We start from the raw sequence: 17,356 nt of genomic DNA, 5'->3' as shown, positions 1-17,356 counted from the left end.
TAACCCTCTGATCTCAAATGTTCCAGGCGACGGTTTTTCCGTCGCCTTTTTTATGGCTCTCATGCTAAATTCTGGCGCCTGAAGAGATGGAATTGTCTTTCCATTTTCCCCTGTCACCGACATTTAGCATGGTCTCGCATGGACAAATCGCGGCAGCAGCATCTTACCCGCTGGCTTCGTCAGCAACGTCGTTTTGCCGGTCGCTGGTTGCGGCTCAACACGCTGCTGGGCATGGTAAGTGCCCTGCTGATCATTGCCCAGTCGGGTTTACTCGCCTCGCTGCTGCAGGCGCTGATCATAGACCAGCAGCCGCGTGAAACCCTGACTGTCAGCATCCTGCTGTTACTGCTCTGCTTCGCACTGCGCGCCCTGATCAACTATGCCCGCGAGCTGACCGGTTATCGGGCGGGGCAGGCTATCCGTCAGGCGTTACGTCAGCAGGTCTTAGACCGGCTATCTGTGCTGGGCCCGGCATGGATACAGGGAAAACCAGCCGGTAGCTGGGCAACCCTGCTGCTGGAGCAGATCGAAGAGATGCAGGAATACTACGCTCGCTATCTGCCGCAGATGACGCTGGCAGTGTTGATCCCCTGCTGCATTCTGCTGACTGTTTTTCCGCTGAACTGGACGGCGGGTCTGATCCTGTTTGCCACTGCGCCGTTAATTCCGCTGTTTATGGCGCTGGTCGGCATGGGTGCGGCCGAAGCCAATCGCCGCAACTTCCTGGTGCTGGCCCGCCTGAGCGGTAACTTTCTCGACCGTCTGCGCGGCAGAGAAACGCTGCGGCTGTTTCATCGTGGTGAAGCAGAGCAGCAGGCGGTTGCCGACGCCACCACCGATTTTCGCCAGCGCACCATGGACGTGCTGCGTTTAGCGTTTCTCTCCTCCGCCGTGCTGGAGTTTTTTGCCTCGTTAGCCATTGCTGTGGTAGCCGTCTATTTTGGCTTCTCCTATCTGGGTGAATTGCATTTCGGTGATTATGGCCAGGGCGTGACGCTGTTTGCCGGGTTCCTGGTGCTGATCCTCGCCCCGGAATTTTTCCAGCCATTGCGCGATCTCGGCGCGTTCTATCATGCCAAAGCCCAGGCGGTTGGGGGTGCCGATGCACTTGAAACCTTTATGCAGGCAACACCGGACGCCGCGCCGCAGGAGGAGGGTCCGTTACCTTTCACAGCCGACCGTTCCATCGCGCTTGTCGCCGATGAGCTGCGGATCTGCTCGCCCGATGGTCAGGTGCTCTGCGGCCCGCTCACTTTCACTATTGCCGCTGGCGAGCAGATTGCGCTGGTCGGTCAGAGCGGAGCCGGGAAAACGGCACTGATGAACGCCCTGCTTGGCTTTCTGCCTTATCAGGGCTCGCTGAAAGCGAACGGCATTGAACTGCGTGATATACGGCGGAGCGACTGGCATCAGCAGCTTAGCTGGGTAGGACAGAATCCTCAGTTACCGGCCACCACCTTGCGCGATAATATTGTGATGAATGCGGTCTGGGATAGCGAGCGCTTTGCGACGCTGCTGGAATCGTGTGGCATTAACGAGTTCCTGCCTCGTCTGCCCAGCGGGATTGAAACTCAGCCCGGCGATGGCGGTAATCAGCTGTCGGTGGGTCAGGCACAGCGGGTCGCGGTCGCACGCGCCCTCTATAAATCCTCACATTTATTGCTGCTTGATGAACCCGCAGCCAGCCTGGATGCACTCAGCGAACGTCATGTCATGGTGGCCCTGAACCAGGCGGCTGCTCGCCAGACAACCCTGATGATTACCCATCAGATTGATACGCTGAGTCGCTGGCAGACCCTCTGGGTGATGGAGGCGGGTAAGCTGGTGCAACAGGGTAACTGGCAGCAGCTATCGCAACAGCCTGGTGCCTTCAGCGAGATGCTGAAGTATCGTCAAAAGGAGATCCGCTGATGTCGGCCTTGCGTCCTTTTCTTCGTCTCTGGCTGCGCCACCCTTTCCGTCTTGCATTAGGCATCGTGCTGGCGATTGTTACCCTGCTGGCCAGCATCAGCCTGCTGACCCTGTCAGGCTGGTTTCTCGCCGCATCGTCAGTAGCAGGCGTAGCGGGTCTCTATACCTTCAACTATATGCTGCCCGCGGCAGGCGTCCGTGGCGCTGCGATCGTCCGCACCGCCGCACGCTATGCTGAACGTCTGGTCAGCCATGATGCGACGTTCAGGGTGCTTCAGCATCTGCGTGTCCACACCTTCAGCCGCCTGATGGCACTTTCGCCGGGACAGTTGTCACAGTTCCGCCAGGCGGATCTGCTCAACCGTTTTGTCGCCGATGTTGATACGCTGGACCATCTCTATCTGCGCGTCATGTCGCCGCTGCTCGGCGCATTTGTGGTGATAGTGGTCGTTACCCTTGGTATGAGTTTTATTGATGTTCCGCTGGCACTGACGCTGGGCGGTATCATGCTGAGTACGCTGGTTCTGATGCCGTCGCTGTTTTATCAATTGGGCTCACCGGCAGGCATCGCGATTGCCCGTGGACGCGCCCGCTGGCGTCTGCAGCTGATGCAGTGGCTGGCGGCGCAGGCTGAACTTACGTTATATGGTGCCTCACAGAGCTGGCGTCAGCAACTTGACCAGGATGAACAGCGCTGGCAGCAGGCACAGAGCCAGCAACACCGTTTACAGGCCGCCGCCCAGAGCCTGCTGCTGCTGGTCAGCGGCGTAACCGTAACCCTGCTGCTCTGGCTTAGTGCTGCGACAATCAGTGAACAGCAGTTACCCGGCTCGCTGATTGCCCTGGTGGTGTTCTGCGCCCTGGCCGCCTTTGAGGCACTGGCACCGGTTGCAGGCGCTTTTCTGCCTATGTCGCAGGTGACAACCGCCGCGCAACGGGTTAATGACATTATCGATCAGTCACCCGAGATCACCTTTCCGGCACAGTCAGACGCCCGATCAGGACCGCTCGACGTCAGTATCGATCGGCTTGACTTCAGCTACCCCGACCGTCCGGATAAGGTACTCAACGGCTGTTCCCTGCAGGTGGCCGCGGGTGAACATATTGCGCTACTGGGACCGACCGGCTGCGGAAAATCGACGCTGCTGGCGCTGCTGACCCGCGCCCGTGAGAGCCAGCACGGTGTCATCAGCCTGAATGATCTGCCGATTACCGCCTGGTCAGAGCCCGCGTTGCGCCAGCGTATCAGCGTGGTGACGCAGCGGGTTCATCTTTTCAGTCAGAGCCTGCGCGATAACCTGCTGCTGGCTCGTCCCGATGCCACTGATGAGAAGCTATGCCGTGTACTGAACGACGTTGGCCTGCAGCGCCTGCTTGAGAACCAGGAAGGATTAAACGCCTGGATGGGCGAAGGGGGTCGCCCACTTTCTGGCGGTGAACTGCGCCGGCTGGCGCTGGCGCGTGCGTTACTGCACGACGGCGATCTCTGGCTGCTGGATGAGCCTACTGAAGGGCTGGATGCCACCACCGAGCAACATATTCTCGCCCTGCTGCAACGGCTGACCGCCGGAAAAACCACAATCATGGTTACTCACCGGCTGAGTGGCCTGGAGCGTATGGATCGTATCTGCGTGATGGATAATGGCGAGATTGTTGAACAGGGCAGTCATACGGAATTAATCTCAAAAGCGGGGCGCTACTGGCGTTTCCGGCAGCGTATTGCGTTATAGTCTTAGCGAAATGCCGATGAGTAACTTAACGCGATGAGACTGGTACAACTGTCACGGGAATCTCTGCTCTTTCCCCCGCCTGAGATGGCGCTGCGTGAGCCAAACGGCCTGCTGGCCATGGGCGGTGATCTTTCCCCTGCCCGGTTACTTAACGCTTACCAGCACGGTATCTTTCCGTGGTTTTCGCCCGGTGATCCCATTCTCTGGTGGTCGCCCGATCCCCGGGCCGTTCTGCTACCAGAACAGTTTCATCTCAGCCGCAGCATGAAACGTTTTCACAATCGTTCACCTTATCGGGTGACAATGAACGAGTCTTTTGCCGAGGTGCTTGAGGGCTGCGCCAGCGGTCGCGAGGAAGGCACCTGGATTACCTTTGAGATGAAGCGTGCCTGGTTGCGACTGTATGAACTTGGCCACGCGCACTCCATCGAGGTGTGGGATGAACATCAACTGGTGGGTGGCATGTATGGGCTGGCAATGGGGCAAATATTCTGCGGTGAGTCGATGTTCAGTCGTCAGCAGAATGCATCCAAAACCGCACTATGGGTATTTTGTCAGCATTTCATCCGGCATCAGGGCCAACTGGTTGATTGTCAGGTACTTAATCCCCATACTGCCTCGCTGGGCGCGCAGGAAATCCCGCGTGCTGATTATCTGCAATATGTACAAAGCCTTGCTTACCAGCCGGTCAGCGATGGCTGCTGGCAGACCCAAACGCTTTTTTAGCCGTGCAGAGATGTTTTGCACACATAAAGGCGCATAAGTGGTATAATAGCCGGGTTTGGTATGTCGTCCGCGTTTCGCAATAACGAGCCGGAATTGCCAGGCTGGGAATCTCAACGCACTCTCGGAACTGTTTTCAATCGTGCGCATGTAACCGGTTGATTCAGATTCCTGGCCCGCTAATCCCCTGCAGACGTCACCTTAAACACCCTAATTTTACCGGATGCGCGCAACTGACGTGCATCCCTGCAAAGCGTTGGCAAAATCGCCGACGGTTCTTTACATAAATCGTTGAATTGGGCATTATCTTGCCGGTTCAACTGAAAGGTAGTACACCCAGAGGATTCGATGGCCAAAGAAGACAATATTGAAATGCAAGGTACCGTACTGGATACGTTGCCTAACACCATGTTCCGCGTAGAACTTGAAAACGGACACGTGGTCACTGCTCATATCTCCGGTAAAATGCGCAAAAACTACATCCGCATCCTGACGGGTGACAAAGTGACCGTTGAGTTGACCCCGTACGACCTGAGCAAAGGCCGCATTGTCTTCCGTAGTCGCTAATTTGCAGTAATCTCATCGCTCTGCATATTGCAGCAAAAAAAAAGGCCGGATTTTAATCCGGCCTTTTTCACCTTTGTAGCAGGTGATTAATGCACAGTGCCTTCGGTTTTTCGTTTTTCAGCACTCATGAAGTGATAGGTGAGTTCACCTTTCTCACGATCCAGCGCGACTGATACTGAGCCGCCATCCACCAGCGAACCAAACAGCAGTTCGTTAGCTAACGGTTTCTTCAGGCTGTCCTGCACGGTGCGCGCCATCGGACGTGCGCCCATCGCTTTGTCGTAGCCTTTCTCAGCCAGCCAGTCACGCGCTTCATCGCTGACTTCCAGCGACACGCCTTTCGCATCCAGCTGCGCCTGCAACTCGACAATAAACTTGTCGACCACCTGATGGATCACCTCTGGTGACAGATGACTGAACCAGATAATGTTGTCAAGACGGTTACGAAACTCTGGCGTAAAGATCTTTTTGATCTCTTCCATCGCATCGGTGCTGTTGTCCTGATGAATCAGGCCAATCGACTTACGTTCAGTCTCACGCACACCGGCGTTGGTGGTCATGACCAGCACCACGTTGCGGAAGTCCGCTTTACGACCGTTGTTGTCGGTTAGCATGCCGTTGTCCATCACCTGCAGCAGCAGGTTAAAGACATCCGGGTGCGCTTTCTCAATCTCATCCAGCAGCACGACCGCGTGAGGATGCTTGATTACCGCATCCGTCAGCAGGCCACCCTGATCAAATCCGACGTAACCCGGAGGCGCACCAATCAGACGACTGACGGTGTGACGCTCCATATACTCAGACATATCAAAGCGCAGCAGCTCAATGCCCAGTGCTTTCGCCAGCTGCACGGTGACTTCCGTTTTACCCACACCGGTTGGTCCGGCAAACAGGAAGGACCCGACCGGCTTACGATCCTGACCCAGACCGGCGCGGCTCATTTTGATTGCTTCGGTCAGCGCCTCAATGGCGTTATCCTGACCAAACACCAGCATCTTCAGGCGATCGCCCAGATTTTTCAGCGTATCGCGATCGGTTGCCGACACGCTTTGCTCAGGAATACGGGCAATACGGGCCACCACGGTTTCAATGTCAGAGACATTGATGGTTTTCTTACGCTTACTGGCTGGCATCAGGCGCGCACGCGCACCCGCTTCATCAATCACATCAATGGCCTTGTCAGGCAAATGACGATCGTTGATATATTTCACCGCCAGTTCCACGGCTGCACGCACCGCTTTCGCGGTATAACGCACATCGTGATGCGCTTCGTACTTGGTTTTCAGGCCGTTCAGGATCTGCACCGTCTCTTCAACGGAAGGCTCCGTGATATCGATCTTCTGGAAGCGACGCGCCAGAGCACGATCTTTTTCGAAGATGTTGCTGAATTCCTGATACGTGGTGGAACCCATCACGCGAATCTTGCCCGAAGAAAGCAGTGGTTTGATCAGATTAGCGGCATCAACCTGGCCGCCGGACGCGGCACCTGCACCGATGATGGTATGGATCTCATCGATAAACAGAATGCTGTGTTCGTCCTGTTCCAGCTGCTTCAGCAGCGCTTTGAAACGTTTTTCAAAGTCACCACGGTATTTAGTGCCCGCCAGCAGTGAACCGATATCCAGCGAGTAGATGGTGCAGTCTTTCATCACTTCCGGTACGTCGCCCTGCTCGATGCGCCAGGCAAGACCTTCTGCAATGGCGGTTTTACCCACACCCGATTCCCCCACCAGCAGCGGGTTGTTTTTACGGCGACGGCACAACACCTGAATGGTACGTTCCAGCTCTTTATCGCGACCAATCAGTGGATCAATACCACCGACGCGAGCAAGCTGATTAAGATTGGTGGTGAAGTTTTCCATACGCTCCTCCCCGCCTGCTTGCTCTTCGTTAACCGGATTTTCAGCGCCTGGCGCCTGGCCCGGCTCGTCTTTGCGCGTACCATGAGAGATGAAATTCACCACATCAAGGCGGCTGACTTCATGTTTGCGTAACAGATAGGCCGCTTGCGACTCCTGCTCGCTGAAGATGGCGACCAGCACATTTGCCCCAGTGACTTCGCTGCGACCGGATGACTGGACATGGAAAACCGCACGCTGCAGGACGCGCTGGAAGCTGAGCGTTGGTTGTGTATCACGCTCCTCTTCACTGGCAGGCAGCACCGGCGTGGTTTGTTCGATGAAGGCTTCGAGTTCCTGCCGCAGAGCCACAATGTCCACCGTACAGGCTTCCAGTGCCTCTCTGGCCGACGGGTTACTGAGCAACGCCAGTAACAGATGCTCGACGGTCATAAACTCATGACGGTGCTCACGCGCTCTGGCGAAAGCCATATTTAAACTGAGTTCCAGTTCTTGATTGAGCATTAGGCACCTCCCCCAATTATCGCCCTTACCAGTTTCCTATATGGAGCCTGGTTCAGGCTTTTTCCAGCGTACACAGCAACGGATGATGGTTTTCCCGCGCATAGTTGTTCACCTGGGCCGCTTTTGTTTCGGCGACTTCTGCAGTAAATACACCACAGGTCGCCTTGCCGTGATAGTGAACTTTCAACATCAGCTGCGTTGCACGTTCAACATCATAAGAAAAGAACTTTTGTACGACGTCAATAACAAATTCCATAGGTGTATAATCGTCATTATTCAGAATGACTTTATACATAGAAGGCGGCTTTAACCCTTCGCGTACTTTGTCTTCGGCCAGATGTTCAAAGTTAAGCCAGTCATTTGTGTTTGCCATAGTGTTCCGTTGAGATTTTGCTTTGAGCCTGATGGCTACATGTTGAGAGTTTAACATGCCTGTCAAGCTCCTGGTCGCTGCTGAAAATTTATTCAGAAATTCCCTTGCGCGACCTGCATCACAAAATTTCTAATAGCGTTAACTACCTCAAATTTTGATGATTTTTTCCCCACCTGGCCCGGTGGTTTGCTTGACGCCAGCGGCGCTTTCTCTACATTCTACCTGCACACGCTGATTGAGTTTTAATCAAATCCGACTCACAGCCTGTAAGACCTCACCTACTTATAAAATGTCTTGCGAGGGAAGTAAAAGCATGGAGACGGGCACAGTTAAATGGTTCAATAATTCCAAAGGCTTTGGCTTTATCTGTCCGGTTGGCGGTGGCGAAGATATTTTTGCACACTACTCCACCATTCAGATGGAAGGCTACCGCACGCTAAAGGCAGGCCAGCAGGTTCAGTTCGACGTTCATGAAGGTCCGAAAGGCAATCACGCCAGCCTCATCGTGCCGGTTGAGATACAGGCCGTGGCGTGATACTTACCCCACCTCTGAATAGTGACGCAAAAATGCCAGCCAGTGCCGCTGGCATTTTTCTTTCCGGAGCAGACTTAATCTGCCTGGCGCTGCGCCAGCCCGATCACCCGGGCAAACATCTGCCGTATTAACGGCGGGATGGCCTCCGGCCCGCGTTCCGCCGCCGACGTCGCCACTGCGATCGCCAGTTCTGGCTTGGAGCTCTGATGAATCGCTTTAGTAATAATACGCCTGGAACTCATCGGAACGTTTAACGGCAGGTGCGCCATCTGATGATAGATATCCTGGAAACCCTGATGATAGAGAAAATTCTCCATATCCAGCGCCGGTAGCTGCGTCAGAAAACGCGGCTCAGGATCGCCGGGCTGTAACTGCGTCCGTGCGGTGCTGGCATATTTGTTACCCGCCTGATCGCCGTCTGTCAGCACATGCCAGGCGATGCCCATGCGGCGGGCAAACTTCAGCAGCGGCTTTAAGCCCGACTGAGCAAACTCAATTACTTTTACCCCTTCAGCCGCGAAGTTGTAACCGCACTGCTGTGCCAGCTCATTCATGATCCAGACTTCGGTTTCCCCCTCCACCAGCAGCCAGCAACGGGCAAACAGCGCAGCAGGCCGGTTAACACGAATATGGAAGCCGATGCGTCGGCTCTCTTCGGCACTCAGTCCCTCCGGACCGATGCGCCAGGCCGTCACGCGCGAGGAGCCGCGTACCAGACGACAGACATTCTCTACCGGCACCTGAGACAGCAGCTCAGCGGAATTGGTGGTGGCAATTTTTTGCAGCGGCAACAGCCTTAGCAGGTTCCATGCCACCGACAGCATAATCGGATGCAGCCGGGTTTCCGGATCTTCTATCAGCAGCAGCGGCCGGGCATCAGCGGCCAGCGGGACGTCGCCTCGCGCCTCAATCAGCAGGGTAAACATCTGCAGCAGGATCAGCTGACGGCTGCGGGAGTCGGTTCCGGCAATCAGCTGATTGAGATGATCCAGCGCCCGCCATCCCTTTTCCCCGTCGCGTGTCTGCGGATCCCGTGACCAGAGTCCGTTGCCCGCATCGGGCAGCTGCACCAGAAAGTAGTGCTGCATCAGTTGCTGCATGGTCTTCAGCCCCTGTCGCAGCACCTCATCACTGAGCTGCTGAGGATGGCGCTCCAGATCGCGCGCCAGCGACGTCATGCCCGCCAGCAGCTCAGGATGGGGAGTCGCCACCGGCGCACTATTACGCGTGCGCTTACTAAAGCGCGCATCGCGTAATCGCAGCACCGGATAGCGTTTCAGCAGCAGATCAATGGCCGCCGCGCAGTGCTGTTCAGGCAACAGCTGTGCGTTCACATCAACGAAACGGCGTCGGGTCTCGATGCCGCTGTCACGCCAGGTCGCGCTGACGCTGTAATAAAGCCGACGCTGGCCCTGAGTATCGTGCTGCCAGAAGGCCGAGAGCACCGCATCCGGGTCGCTGCCATCATCGCGAAAATGAAATACCACTGACAGACGGCGCATGGGATCGGTCACATCGCCTGGGGTGAAATGGAAATCAGCCTGGGTAAAAACATAGGCCGGTTCATGGGGCGAAAGTAGCAGGCTCAGGGCATCCAGCAGGCTGGATTTCCCCCACGCATTTTCACCAATCAGCAGATTGGTCCGGGTTAAAGGGAGTGAGAGTTTATTGATGCCGCGGAAACCGCGAATATCGATATGTTCCAGAATCATAGGCGTCCGTCCTCAGGTTATAAACAGCATGGTTGCCGCCAGCGAACCGGTCAAGCTGCTATGGGGTTTACTCCGATACGCTTTTTCGCTAGCGTGTGGCCTCTTCCCCCATGGATGGCATTGATATGTACTCCGGACTTCTGATTATTCTGCTGCCGCTGATCGCCGGCTGGCTGTTACCGTTCCGTAAAATCACCACCCTGCGCCGGGTAAATCAGCTGCTGGGCTGGATGGTTTACGTCATTCTGTTCTTTATGGGCATCAGCCTGGCTTTTCTCGACAATCTGAGCAGCAACCTGCTGGCGGTCTTTCACACCGCGCTGGTAGCGGCGTTCTGCATTCTGCTGTGCAACCTGCTGGCGCTGCGCGGACTGGAAAAGTATGCCCCCTGGCAGCATGCGCACCGGCAGGAGAAACTGCCATCGCGACTGCATATGGCGCTGGACTCCCTCAAGCTGTGCGGCGTCGTTGTCCTTGGTTTTTTGCTTGGGCTGACCCAGTGGCCACTGCTGCATCACGCCTCGACAGCCAGCGAGTACGCGCTGATCTTCCTGCTGTTTCTGGTGGGCATTCAGCTGCGCGGCAGCGGCATGACGCTGCGGCAAATCATCCTGAACCGTCGTGGCATGCTGGTGGCCGTTGTCGTGCTGGTCAGCGCGCTAATCGGCGGCATGATTGCCACGCTGGTGCTGGGCATACCACTGAAGACCGGTCTGGCGTTAGCCAGCGGCTTTGGCTGGTATTCTCTCTCCGGTATTCTGATGACCGAAGCCTTTGGGCCGGTCATTGGCAGCGCCGCCTTCTTCAACGATCTGGTGCGTGAACTGGTGGCGATCATGCTGATTCCGGCACTGATTGGCCGTCATCGCTCCAGTGCACTCGGCCTGTGCGGTGCCACCTCAATGGACTTTACCCTGCCGGTCCTGCAGCGGGCGGGCGGTAATGAAATTGTTCCGGCCGCCATTGTGCACGGCTTTGTCATGAGTCTGCTGGCCCCGATTCTGATCGCCTTCTTCTCTGCCTGAATCCTGTCTGAGATGCGCTGAGCTCTGCCAGCGCATTTTTTCACGTCTGTTTTTCTGCCCTGTCGTCTACGCTTCTTTTTTCGGTTCTGGTCACGTCACTCTTTAGTACGGGCTGACAAAGGAGAAGAGCATGAAACAAACCGTGGCGGCGCTGGTCGCCAAAACGCTGGAAAGCGCGGGCGTTAAACGCATCTGGGGTGTCACCGGGGACTCCCTTAACGGCCTGAGCGACAGTCTCAATCGCATGGGCACCATCGAATGGATGCCAACGCGCCATGAAGAAGTGGCCGCCTTTGCGGCGGGTGCGGAAGCCCATATCAGCGGCGAACTGGCGGTCTGCGCCGGTTCCTGCGGGCCAGGCAACTTACATCTGATTAACGGTTTGTTCGACTGTCATCGCAACCGCGTCCCGGTTCTGGCGATTGCGGCGCATATCCCCTCCAGCGAAATCGGCAGCGGCTATTTCCAGGAAACCCATCCGCAGGAGCTGTTCCGCGAATGCAGCCACTACTGTGAGCTGGTCTCGAATCCTGAGCAGTTACCGCAGGTGCTGGGCATTGCAATGCGAAAAGCGATTCTGAATCGTGGCGTCTCAGTTGTGGTACTGCCTGGTGACGTGGCGCTGAAACCGGCACCGGAAAGCGCCAGCACTGAGTGGTATCCGCCGCAGTTGCCGCAGGTCCTGCCTCAGCCCGCCGAACTGGCCCGGCTGGCACAGACGCTGAATGACGCCACCGATATTACGCTGCTGTGCGGCAGTGGCTGCGCCGGTGCGCATCAGGAAGTGGTCGCGCTGGCCGAAGCGCTGAAAGCGCCTATCGTCCATGCGCTGCGCGGTAAGGAACACATCGAATATGACAACCCTTATGATGTTGGCATGACCGGACTGATTGGCTTCTCATCCGGTTTCCACGCCATGATGAATGCCGGGACGCTGGTATTGCTCGGCACCCAGTTTCCCTACCGCGCCTTCTATCCCGAAAAAGCTAAGATCATTCAGATTGATATTAATCCGGGCAGCCTGGGATCACATTGTCACGTCGATCAGGCTTATGTCGGCGATGTGAAAAGCACGCTGCAGGCATTGCTGCCGCAACTGACGCACAAAAGCGATCGCAGCCACCTCGATAGCGCAGTTAAGCACTATGGCGAGGCGCGTAAAAGTCTGGACGAGCTGGCGCAGCCCAACGACAAGCAGCCGATCCACCCGCAATATCTGGCACAACAGATCAGCCACTACGCCAGTGACGACGCTATCTTTACCTGTGATGTCGGAACACCGACCGTCTGGGCGGCGCGTTACCTGAAGATGAACGGCAAACGTCGCCTGCTGGGTTCGTTTAACCATGGCTCGATGGCGAATGCGATGCCACAGGCACTGGGCGCGCAGTCAATCGATCGCAACCGTCAGGTCGTTGCGCTGTGCGGCGACGGCGGTTTTAGTATGCTTATGGGCGATTTTATCTCGCTGGCGCAGCTGAAAATGCCGGTAAAACTGGTGATCTTTAACAATAGCGTACTGGGCTTTGTGGCGATGGAGATGAAGGCCGGCGGCTATCTCACCGATGGCACGGAGCTGGAGAATCCCGATTTTGCCGCTATCGCCCAGGCCTGCGGCATTCATGGTATCCGGGTAGAAAAAGCGTCGGAACTGAATGGCGCGCTGGAGCAGGCGTTCGCCCATGATGGCCCGGTGCTGGTGGATGTCATCACCGCCAAAGAGGAGCTGGCGATGCCGCCGCAGATCAAAATGGAGCAGGCCAAAGGCTTCAGTCTTTACATGCTGCGCGCCATCATGAACGGTCGCGGTGATGAGGTGGTAGAACTGGCGAAAACCAACTGGCTGCGGTAAAACAGAAGTTCCATCCAGGCGGGCGCGATGCCCGCCTTTTTTTTCTCTTTCGCCACATCCAGGAGCATAAGGTGATCGATTTACGCAGTGATACCGTGACCCGGCCCAGCGCCGCCATGTTAAGCGCGATGATGTCAGCCGAAACCGGTGATGACGTCTACCGTGACGATCCCACCGTGAATGCGCTGGAGGCGGAAGCTGCACGGCTGAGCGGCAAAACCGCAGCGCTGTTTTTCCCGACCGGCACCCAGGCAAACCTGGTGGCGTTACTCAGCCACTGCGAGCGCGGCGATGAATATATCGTCGGTCAGCAGGCACATAATTACAAATATGAAGCGGGCGGAGCGGCGGTGCTGGGCAGCATTCAGCCGCAGCCGGTGCTGGCCGCCGACGATGGCACCCTGCCGCTCGATGTGGTGGCAGCGGCCATTAAGCCGGATGATATTCACTTTGCCCGCACCCGCCTGCTGAGTCTGGAGAACACCCACCACGGTAAAGTACTGCCGCTGGATTATCTGGAACAGGCCTGGACCTTTACCCGCGCGCATCAGCTGGCGCTGCACATCGATGGCGCGCGCATTTTTAACGCGGTAGTCGCGCAGAAGACCACGCTGGCGGCGATCGCCCACTACTGTGACACCCTGACCATCTGTCTCTCTAAAGGTCTGGGTACGCCCGTCGGTTCGCTGCTGTGCGGCGACACGGCGCTGATTGAGCGCGCCCGTCGCTGGCGCAAAATGACCGGCGGCGGCATGCGTCAGGTGGGTATTCTGGCGGCGGCGGGTCTCTATGCGTTGGAGCACAACGTGGCGCGACTGCAGGAGGATCATGACAATGCCGCCTGGCTGGGACAGCAGTTGCATGAGCTGGGCGTCAGCGTCATCGATCAGCAGACCAACATGCTGTTTGTAGCGGTGCCGGAAGCCCAGGTCAAACCCTTAGGCGAATGGATGAAGGCACGTGGCGTGTTAATCAGCGTGGGAACACGCACCCGACTGGTTACTCATCTGGATGCGGACCGTGCAGCGCTGAAGCAGGTTGTCGCCCACTGGAAGGCGTTTCTCCAGCAGTAATCCGCTATTCCGCCGCGCCATACTTCTCCAGTAGCGCGGCAGCTATCGCGGCGGTTTCGGCATCGGGCTGACCGCGATAATCCGCAGGCCGGAAATGCATCTGAAACGCGGCAATCACTTTCTGCTGCTCACGCGCACTCATCCCCGCTGTCACTGAATAACCGTAGCGTTGCAGGCTTTCCATAAGGGGCTGTACGAGCACCAGGGCGTGCGGATCCTGACCCGCTAAATAAAACCGCACCCGTCCGGCATCGGGCCAGGCACCGAGTCCGCGCTGCGCCAGTTGCTGCCAGGGGAACAGCGGACCGGGATCCTGCTTACGCTGCGGCGCGATATCACTGTGCCCGATAATGTTTTCTGGTGGGATGCCGTAACGCTGTGCAATATCCCGCACCAGCGCCTCCAGCGTGGTGATCTGCGCGGCGGTAAAGGGCTGCCATTCGAGGCCGGTCAGCGTCCGGCGATAGCCCCGGTTCACCAGTTCAATGCCAATCGAGGTGTCATTGATGCGGGTGGCTCCACGCCAGAAGCTGGGCCCGGCATGCCAGGCGAGCTGCTGCTCCGGCACCAGCTGCCAGATAACGCCTTTACCGGCGTGCTGTGGCGGCTGGCGGGGGATCAGATAGTGGGCGCTGACTTCCCGATCGGTGAGGGTCGCCAGCGACGAAGAAAAATCCTCGGCGGTGTAGTGGACCACAATCACCTTCACTCGCGGTCGCGCGCCCTGTGCCGGATGCCGCAGATCGGCCCAGTAGCCGTCACGCGATTCCATCCCGGAGTGACAGCCCGCCAGCAGCAGCGCCAGTATCAGCCACAGCCCGCGTTTCAACGAATGATCACCGCCGTGCCGCTGACGCTGACCATCAGCATGCTGCCATCTTTGCCGACCGTTTCGTAATCAATGTCGATACCGACCACCGCGTTGGCACCCAGCGCTTTCGCCTGCTCTTCCAGCTCTTCAAACGCGATCTCCCGCGCTTTACGCAGCTCTTTCTCATACGCGCCGGAACGGCCACCGACCACATCACGAATGCCCGCGAAAAAATCACGGAAGATGTTGGCACCGAGAATCGCTTCTCCAGTTACCACACCGCAATATTCACTGATGCTATGACCTTCCAGCGTTGGGGTTGTTGAAAATTTCATCGCATTCTCCTTGTTGTAAACCGGGCTAAGGCTCTTTCGACTAAAAAGCACGGCTATACTCTATGCTAAAAAGGGCACCTTGCCAGAGAACCATAAGGAAATCGAGATGAGAAACAACGCGTTTGCGCTAATGATCCCGGCGGCCCTGCTGCTCAGCGCCTGTACCACCGTTGAGCCAGTCATTAAGGATAATGGCCCGCGCACCGCCCCCTGCATTGACGGCGGTCCTGACCAGGTAGCCCAGAAGTTTTACGACCTGCGTGTCGGGCAGCCTGTGCAGGGTCTGCCCGACAGCAACACGCTGGCAAAATATCGCCCTTACCTGAGTGATGCGCTTTATCACTCCCTGCAGGCGGCCAGCGGCAGTAATGCCGGCTCACAATGGCGCAATGGCGATCTCTTCTCCAGCCTGTCACAGGGTCCGACAGCTGCCAGCGTCGCCGATGCCTCCACCATTCCGAACCGTGATGCACGCAACATTCCGCTGCGGGTCGATCTGAGCCGCGACGGCAAACAGTGGCAGGATGAAGTGCTGATGATCCATCAGGGCACCTGCTGGGTCGTTGACGACGTGCGCTACATGGCGAATCCTGCGCATGCCGAGGGCGGTAGCCTGAGCCAGATGCTTGAAAAATCAAAAAAATAATTCAGACTCAACGGTTATGAGAAGCGCAGCCACCGCAGGTGACTGCGCTTTTTTTATTGCCACTACCCGCTACAGGGCCTTTTACTGACGCCAGACAGCGCATGATATTGTGCTAAGCTTTTGCTGTTTACCTGCTGTTTTACAAATTTTAACCCACCTTAATTGCATAACTATTCTGGTGACGTTAAAATCCGCGACACTAATAGCTATTCAAATCTGGCGCATGAGTATTCAACTAAACGCAATAAACTGCTTCTACGGTGCTCATCAGGCGCTGTTCGACATCAACCTTGAGTGTCCGCAAGGCGAGACCCTGGTGCTGCTGGGGCCCAGCGGTGCGGGCAAGAGTTCGCTGTTGCGGGTGCTTAATCTGCTGGAGCAGCCCCGTTCAGGTCAGTTGCAGATTGCCGGCAATCAGTTCGACTTCACGCAGAAACCGTCTGATGCCGCGATTCGCGAACTGCGTCAGAACGTCGGCATGGTGTTCCAGCAATATAATCTCTGGCCACATCTGACCGTGCTACAGAATCTGATCGAAGCGCCCTGCCGGGTTCTGGGCCTCAGTAAAAGCGACGCCCGCGCCCGCGCCGATAAACTGCTTGACCGGCTGCGCCTGACGCCCTACAGCGATCGCTTTCCGCTCCATCTCTCCGGGGGGCAGCAGCAGCGTGTGGCCATTGCCCGTGCGCTGATGATGGAGCCACAGGTGCTGCTGTTCGATGAGCCGACGGCCGCGCTGGACCCTGAAATTACCGCACAGATTGTCAGTATCATTCGCGAACTGGCGCAGACACGCATTACCCAGGTGATCGTGACCCATGAAGTGGAAGTGGCACGTAAAACGGCCAGCCGCGTGGTTTATATGGAGAACGGTCACATTGTGGAACAGGGCGATGCCAGCCGCTTTACACAGCCGCAAACCGACGCGTTTGCTCACTATCTTTCGCACTAAGTCAGGATGCTAAAAATGAAAAAAATGGTACTTGCTGCACTGCTTGCCGGTTTTAGCCTGAGCGCTACCGCGGCACAGACGATTCGTTTTGCGACCGAAGCCTCTTATCCTCCTTTTGAGTTTGTGGATGCGGACAATAAGATCCAGGGCTTTGATGTCGATCTGGCCAATGCGCTGTGTAAAGAGATTGATGCTACCTGCACCTTCACCAATCAGGCATTCGACAGCCTGATCCCGAGCCTGAAGTTTCGCCGCTTTGATGCGGTGATGGCGGGCATGGATATCACGCCGGAGCGTGAAAAGCAGGTCCTGTTCACCAAACCTTACTATGACAATTCAGCGCTGTTTGTGGCCCAGAAAGGCAAAGTGGCCAGCGTTGAGTCCCTGAAAGGCAAACGCGTAGGCGTTCAGAACGGCACCACCCATCAGAAATACCTGACGGAAAAACACAGCGACATTACCACTGTGCCTTACGACAGCTATCAGAATGCCGTTCTGGATCTGAAAAACGGTCGTATTGATGCCGTGTTCGGTGACACCGCCGTGGTCAACGAATGGCTGAAGCAGAACCCTGCACTGGCGGCCGTCGGTGACAAAGTGACGGACAAAGCCTACTTTGGTACCGGTCTGGGCATCGCCGTGCGCACCGGCAACACCGAGTTGCAGAGCAAATTCAATGGCGCGCTGGATAAGATCAAAGCAGATGGCACTTACAAAACCATCTACAGCAAATGGTTCCAGCAGTAAT

General features: G+C 56.6%; 16 protein-coding genes. 11 read left to right on the top strand and 5 right to left on the bottom strand.

The window, feature by feature from the left end:
• Nucleotides 1-138: 138 nt before the first annotated feature.
• From cydD to infA, 4 genes are all read left to right on the top strand, one after another.
• Nucleotides 139-1,911: a heme ABC transporter permease/ATP-binding protein CydD gene (gene cydD / locus QSK07_RS10580; protein ID WP_285720736.1), complete on the top strand. Its 1,773-nt coding sequence runs from the start codon at nt 139-141 to the stop codon at nt 1,909-1,911.
• Nucleotides 1,911-3,641 carry a heme ABC transporter ATP-binding protein/permease CydC gene (cydC, locus tag QSK07_RS10575; RefSeq protein ID WP_285720737.1) on the top strand — a complete coding sequence of 577 codons (1,731 nt, stop codon included), beginning with the start codon at nt 1,911-1,913 and terminating at the stop codon, nt 3,639-3,641. The genes cydD and cydC overlap by 1 nt, the downstream gene beginning before the upstream one ends.
• Before the next feature lie 33 nt (nt 3,642-3,674).
• Complete coding sequence (aat, locus tag QSK07_RS10570) at nt 3,675-4,367, top strand: leucyl/phenylalanyl-tRNA--protein transferase (protein ID WP_098051071.1); 693 nt, start codon at nt 3,675-3,677, stop codon at nt 4,365-4,367.
• 345 nt (nt 4,368-4,712) lie between these two features.
• A complete protein-coding gene (gene infA, locus QSK07_RS10565) occupies nt 4,713-4,931 on the top strand; it encodes a translation initiation factor IF-1 (protein ID WP_002211347.1) in 219 nt (72 codons plus the stop codon).
• A gap of 86 nt (nt 4,932-5,017) precedes the next feature.
• Here infA and clpA read toward each other — a convergent pair whose 3' ends face one another.
• Nucleotides 5,018-7,294 (bottom strand): ATP-dependent Clp protease ATP-binding subunit ClpA, encoded by a 2,277-nt coding sequence (gene clpA, locus QSK07_RS10560; protein ID WP_098051072.1) that lies wholly within the window; start codon nt 7,292-7,294, stop codon nt 5,018-5,020.
• Nucleotides 7,295-7,346: 52 nt separating this feature from the next.
• On the bottom strand, nt 7,347-7,667 hold the full coding sequence (gene clpS, locus QSK07_RS10555; protein WP_285720996.1) for an ATP-dependent Clp protease adapter ClpS: 321 nt from the start codon (nt 7,665-7,667) through the stop codon (nt 7,347-7,349).
• A 313-nt stretch (nt 7,668-7,980) separates the two neighbouring features.
• Here clpS and cspD point away from each other — a divergent pair, with 313 nt between their 5' ends.
• Complete coding sequence (cspD, locus tag QSK07_RS10550; protein WP_098051073.1) at nt 7,981-8,202, top strand: cold shock-like protein CspD; 222 nt, start codon at nt 7,981-7,983, stop codon at nt 8,200-8,202.
• A 74-nt stretch (nt 8,203-8,276) separates the two neighbouring features.
• Here the strand turns inward: cspD and QSK07_RS10545 are convergent, their stop codons facing one another.
• Nucleotides 8,277-9,914 carry an ATP-dependent nuclease gene (locus tag QSK07_RS10545; protein WP_285720738.1) on the bottom strand — a complete coding sequence of 546 codons (1,638 nt, stop codon included), beginning with the start codon at nt 9,912-9,914 and terminating at the stop codon, nt 8,277-8,279.
• A gap of 125 nt (nt 9,915-10,039) precedes the next feature.
• Here QSK07_RS10545 and QSK07_RS10540 point away from each other — a divergent pair, with 125 nt between their 5' ends.
• The 3 genes from QSK07_RS10540 to ltaE all read left to right on the top strand — a co-directional run bounded on the left by QSK07_RS10540 (nt 10,040) and on the right by ltaE (nt 13,864).
• Nucleotides 10,040-10,939, top strand: a complete 900-nt coding sequence (locus QSK07_RS10540) for a LysO family transporter (protein ID WP_098051075.1) — start codon at nt 10,040-10,042, stop codon at nt 10,937-10,939.
• A gap of 130 nt (nt 10,940-11,069) precedes the next feature.
• On the top strand, nt 11,070-12,791 hold the full coding sequence (poxB, locus tag QSK07_RS10535) for a ubiquinone-dependent pyruvate dehydrogenase (RefSeq protein WP_285720739.1): 1,722 nt from the start codon (nt 11,070-11,072) through the stop codon (nt 12,789-12,791).
• Between the two features lie 71 nt (nt 12,792-12,862).
• Nucleotides 12,863-13,864, top strand: coding sequence for a low-specificity L-threonine aldolase (ltaE, locus tag QSK07_RS10530; protein WP_098051077.1), 1,002 nt, complete (start codon nt 12,863-12,865; stop codon nt 13,862-13,864).
• A 4-nt stretch (nt 13,865-13,868) separates the two neighbouring features.
• On the opposite strand, the gene QSK07_RS10525 is transcribed toward ltaE, so the two are convergent.
• Nucleotides 13,869-14,693 (bottom strand): N-acetylmuramoyl-L-alanine amidase, encoded by an 825-nt coding sequence (locus tag QSK07_RS10525; protein ID WP_285720740.1) that lies wholly within the window; start codon nt 14,691-14,693, stop codon nt 13,869-13,871.
• On the bottom strand, nt 14,690-15,010 hold the full coding sequence (locus QSK07_RS10520; RefSeq protein ID WP_003849304.1) for a heavy metal-binding domain-containing protein: 321 nt from the start codon (nt 15,008-15,010) through the stop codon (nt 14,690-14,692). The genes QSK07_RS10525 and QSK07_RS10520 overlap by 4 nt, the downstream gene beginning before the upstream one ends.
• A gap of 106 nt (nt 15,011-15,116) precedes the next feature.
• Between QSK07_RS10520 and QSK07_RS10515 the strand changes: the two genes are divergently transcribed.
• From QSK07_RS10515 to artJ, 3 genes are all read left to right on the top strand, one after another.
• On the top strand, nt 15,117-15,656 hold the full coding sequence (locus QSK07_RS10515; RefSeq protein ID WP_285720741.1) for a lipoprotein: 540 nt from the start codon (nt 15,117-15,119) through the stop codon (nt 15,654-15,656).
• Between the two features lie 223 nt (nt 15,657-15,879).
• Nucleotides 15,880-16,608, top strand: a complete 729-nt coding sequence (artP, locus tag QSK07_RS10510; RefSeq protein WP_098051080.1) for an arginine ABC transporter ATP-binding protein ArtP — start codon at nt 15,880-15,882, stop codon at nt 16,606-16,608.
• A gap of 15 nt (nt 16,609-16,623) precedes the next feature.
• Entirely contained in the window at nt 16,624-17,355 is a 732-nt protein-coding gene (gene artJ, locus QSK07_RS10505; RefSeq protein WP_098051081.1) for an arginine ABC transporter substrate-binding protein, read from the top strand.
• The last annotated feature ends 1 nt before the right edge of the window (nt 17,356 follow it).

The sequence above is a fragment of the Pantoea sp. QMID4 genome (genome assembly GCF_030270445.1).
Lineage (GTDB): Bacteria > Pseudomonadota > Gammaproteobacteria > Enterobacterales > Enterobacteriaceae > Pantoea > Pantoea vagans.
The sequence above is the reverse complement of the archived record's forward strand: the minus strand, read 5'-3'. Positions and strand labels throughout refer to the sequence as shown.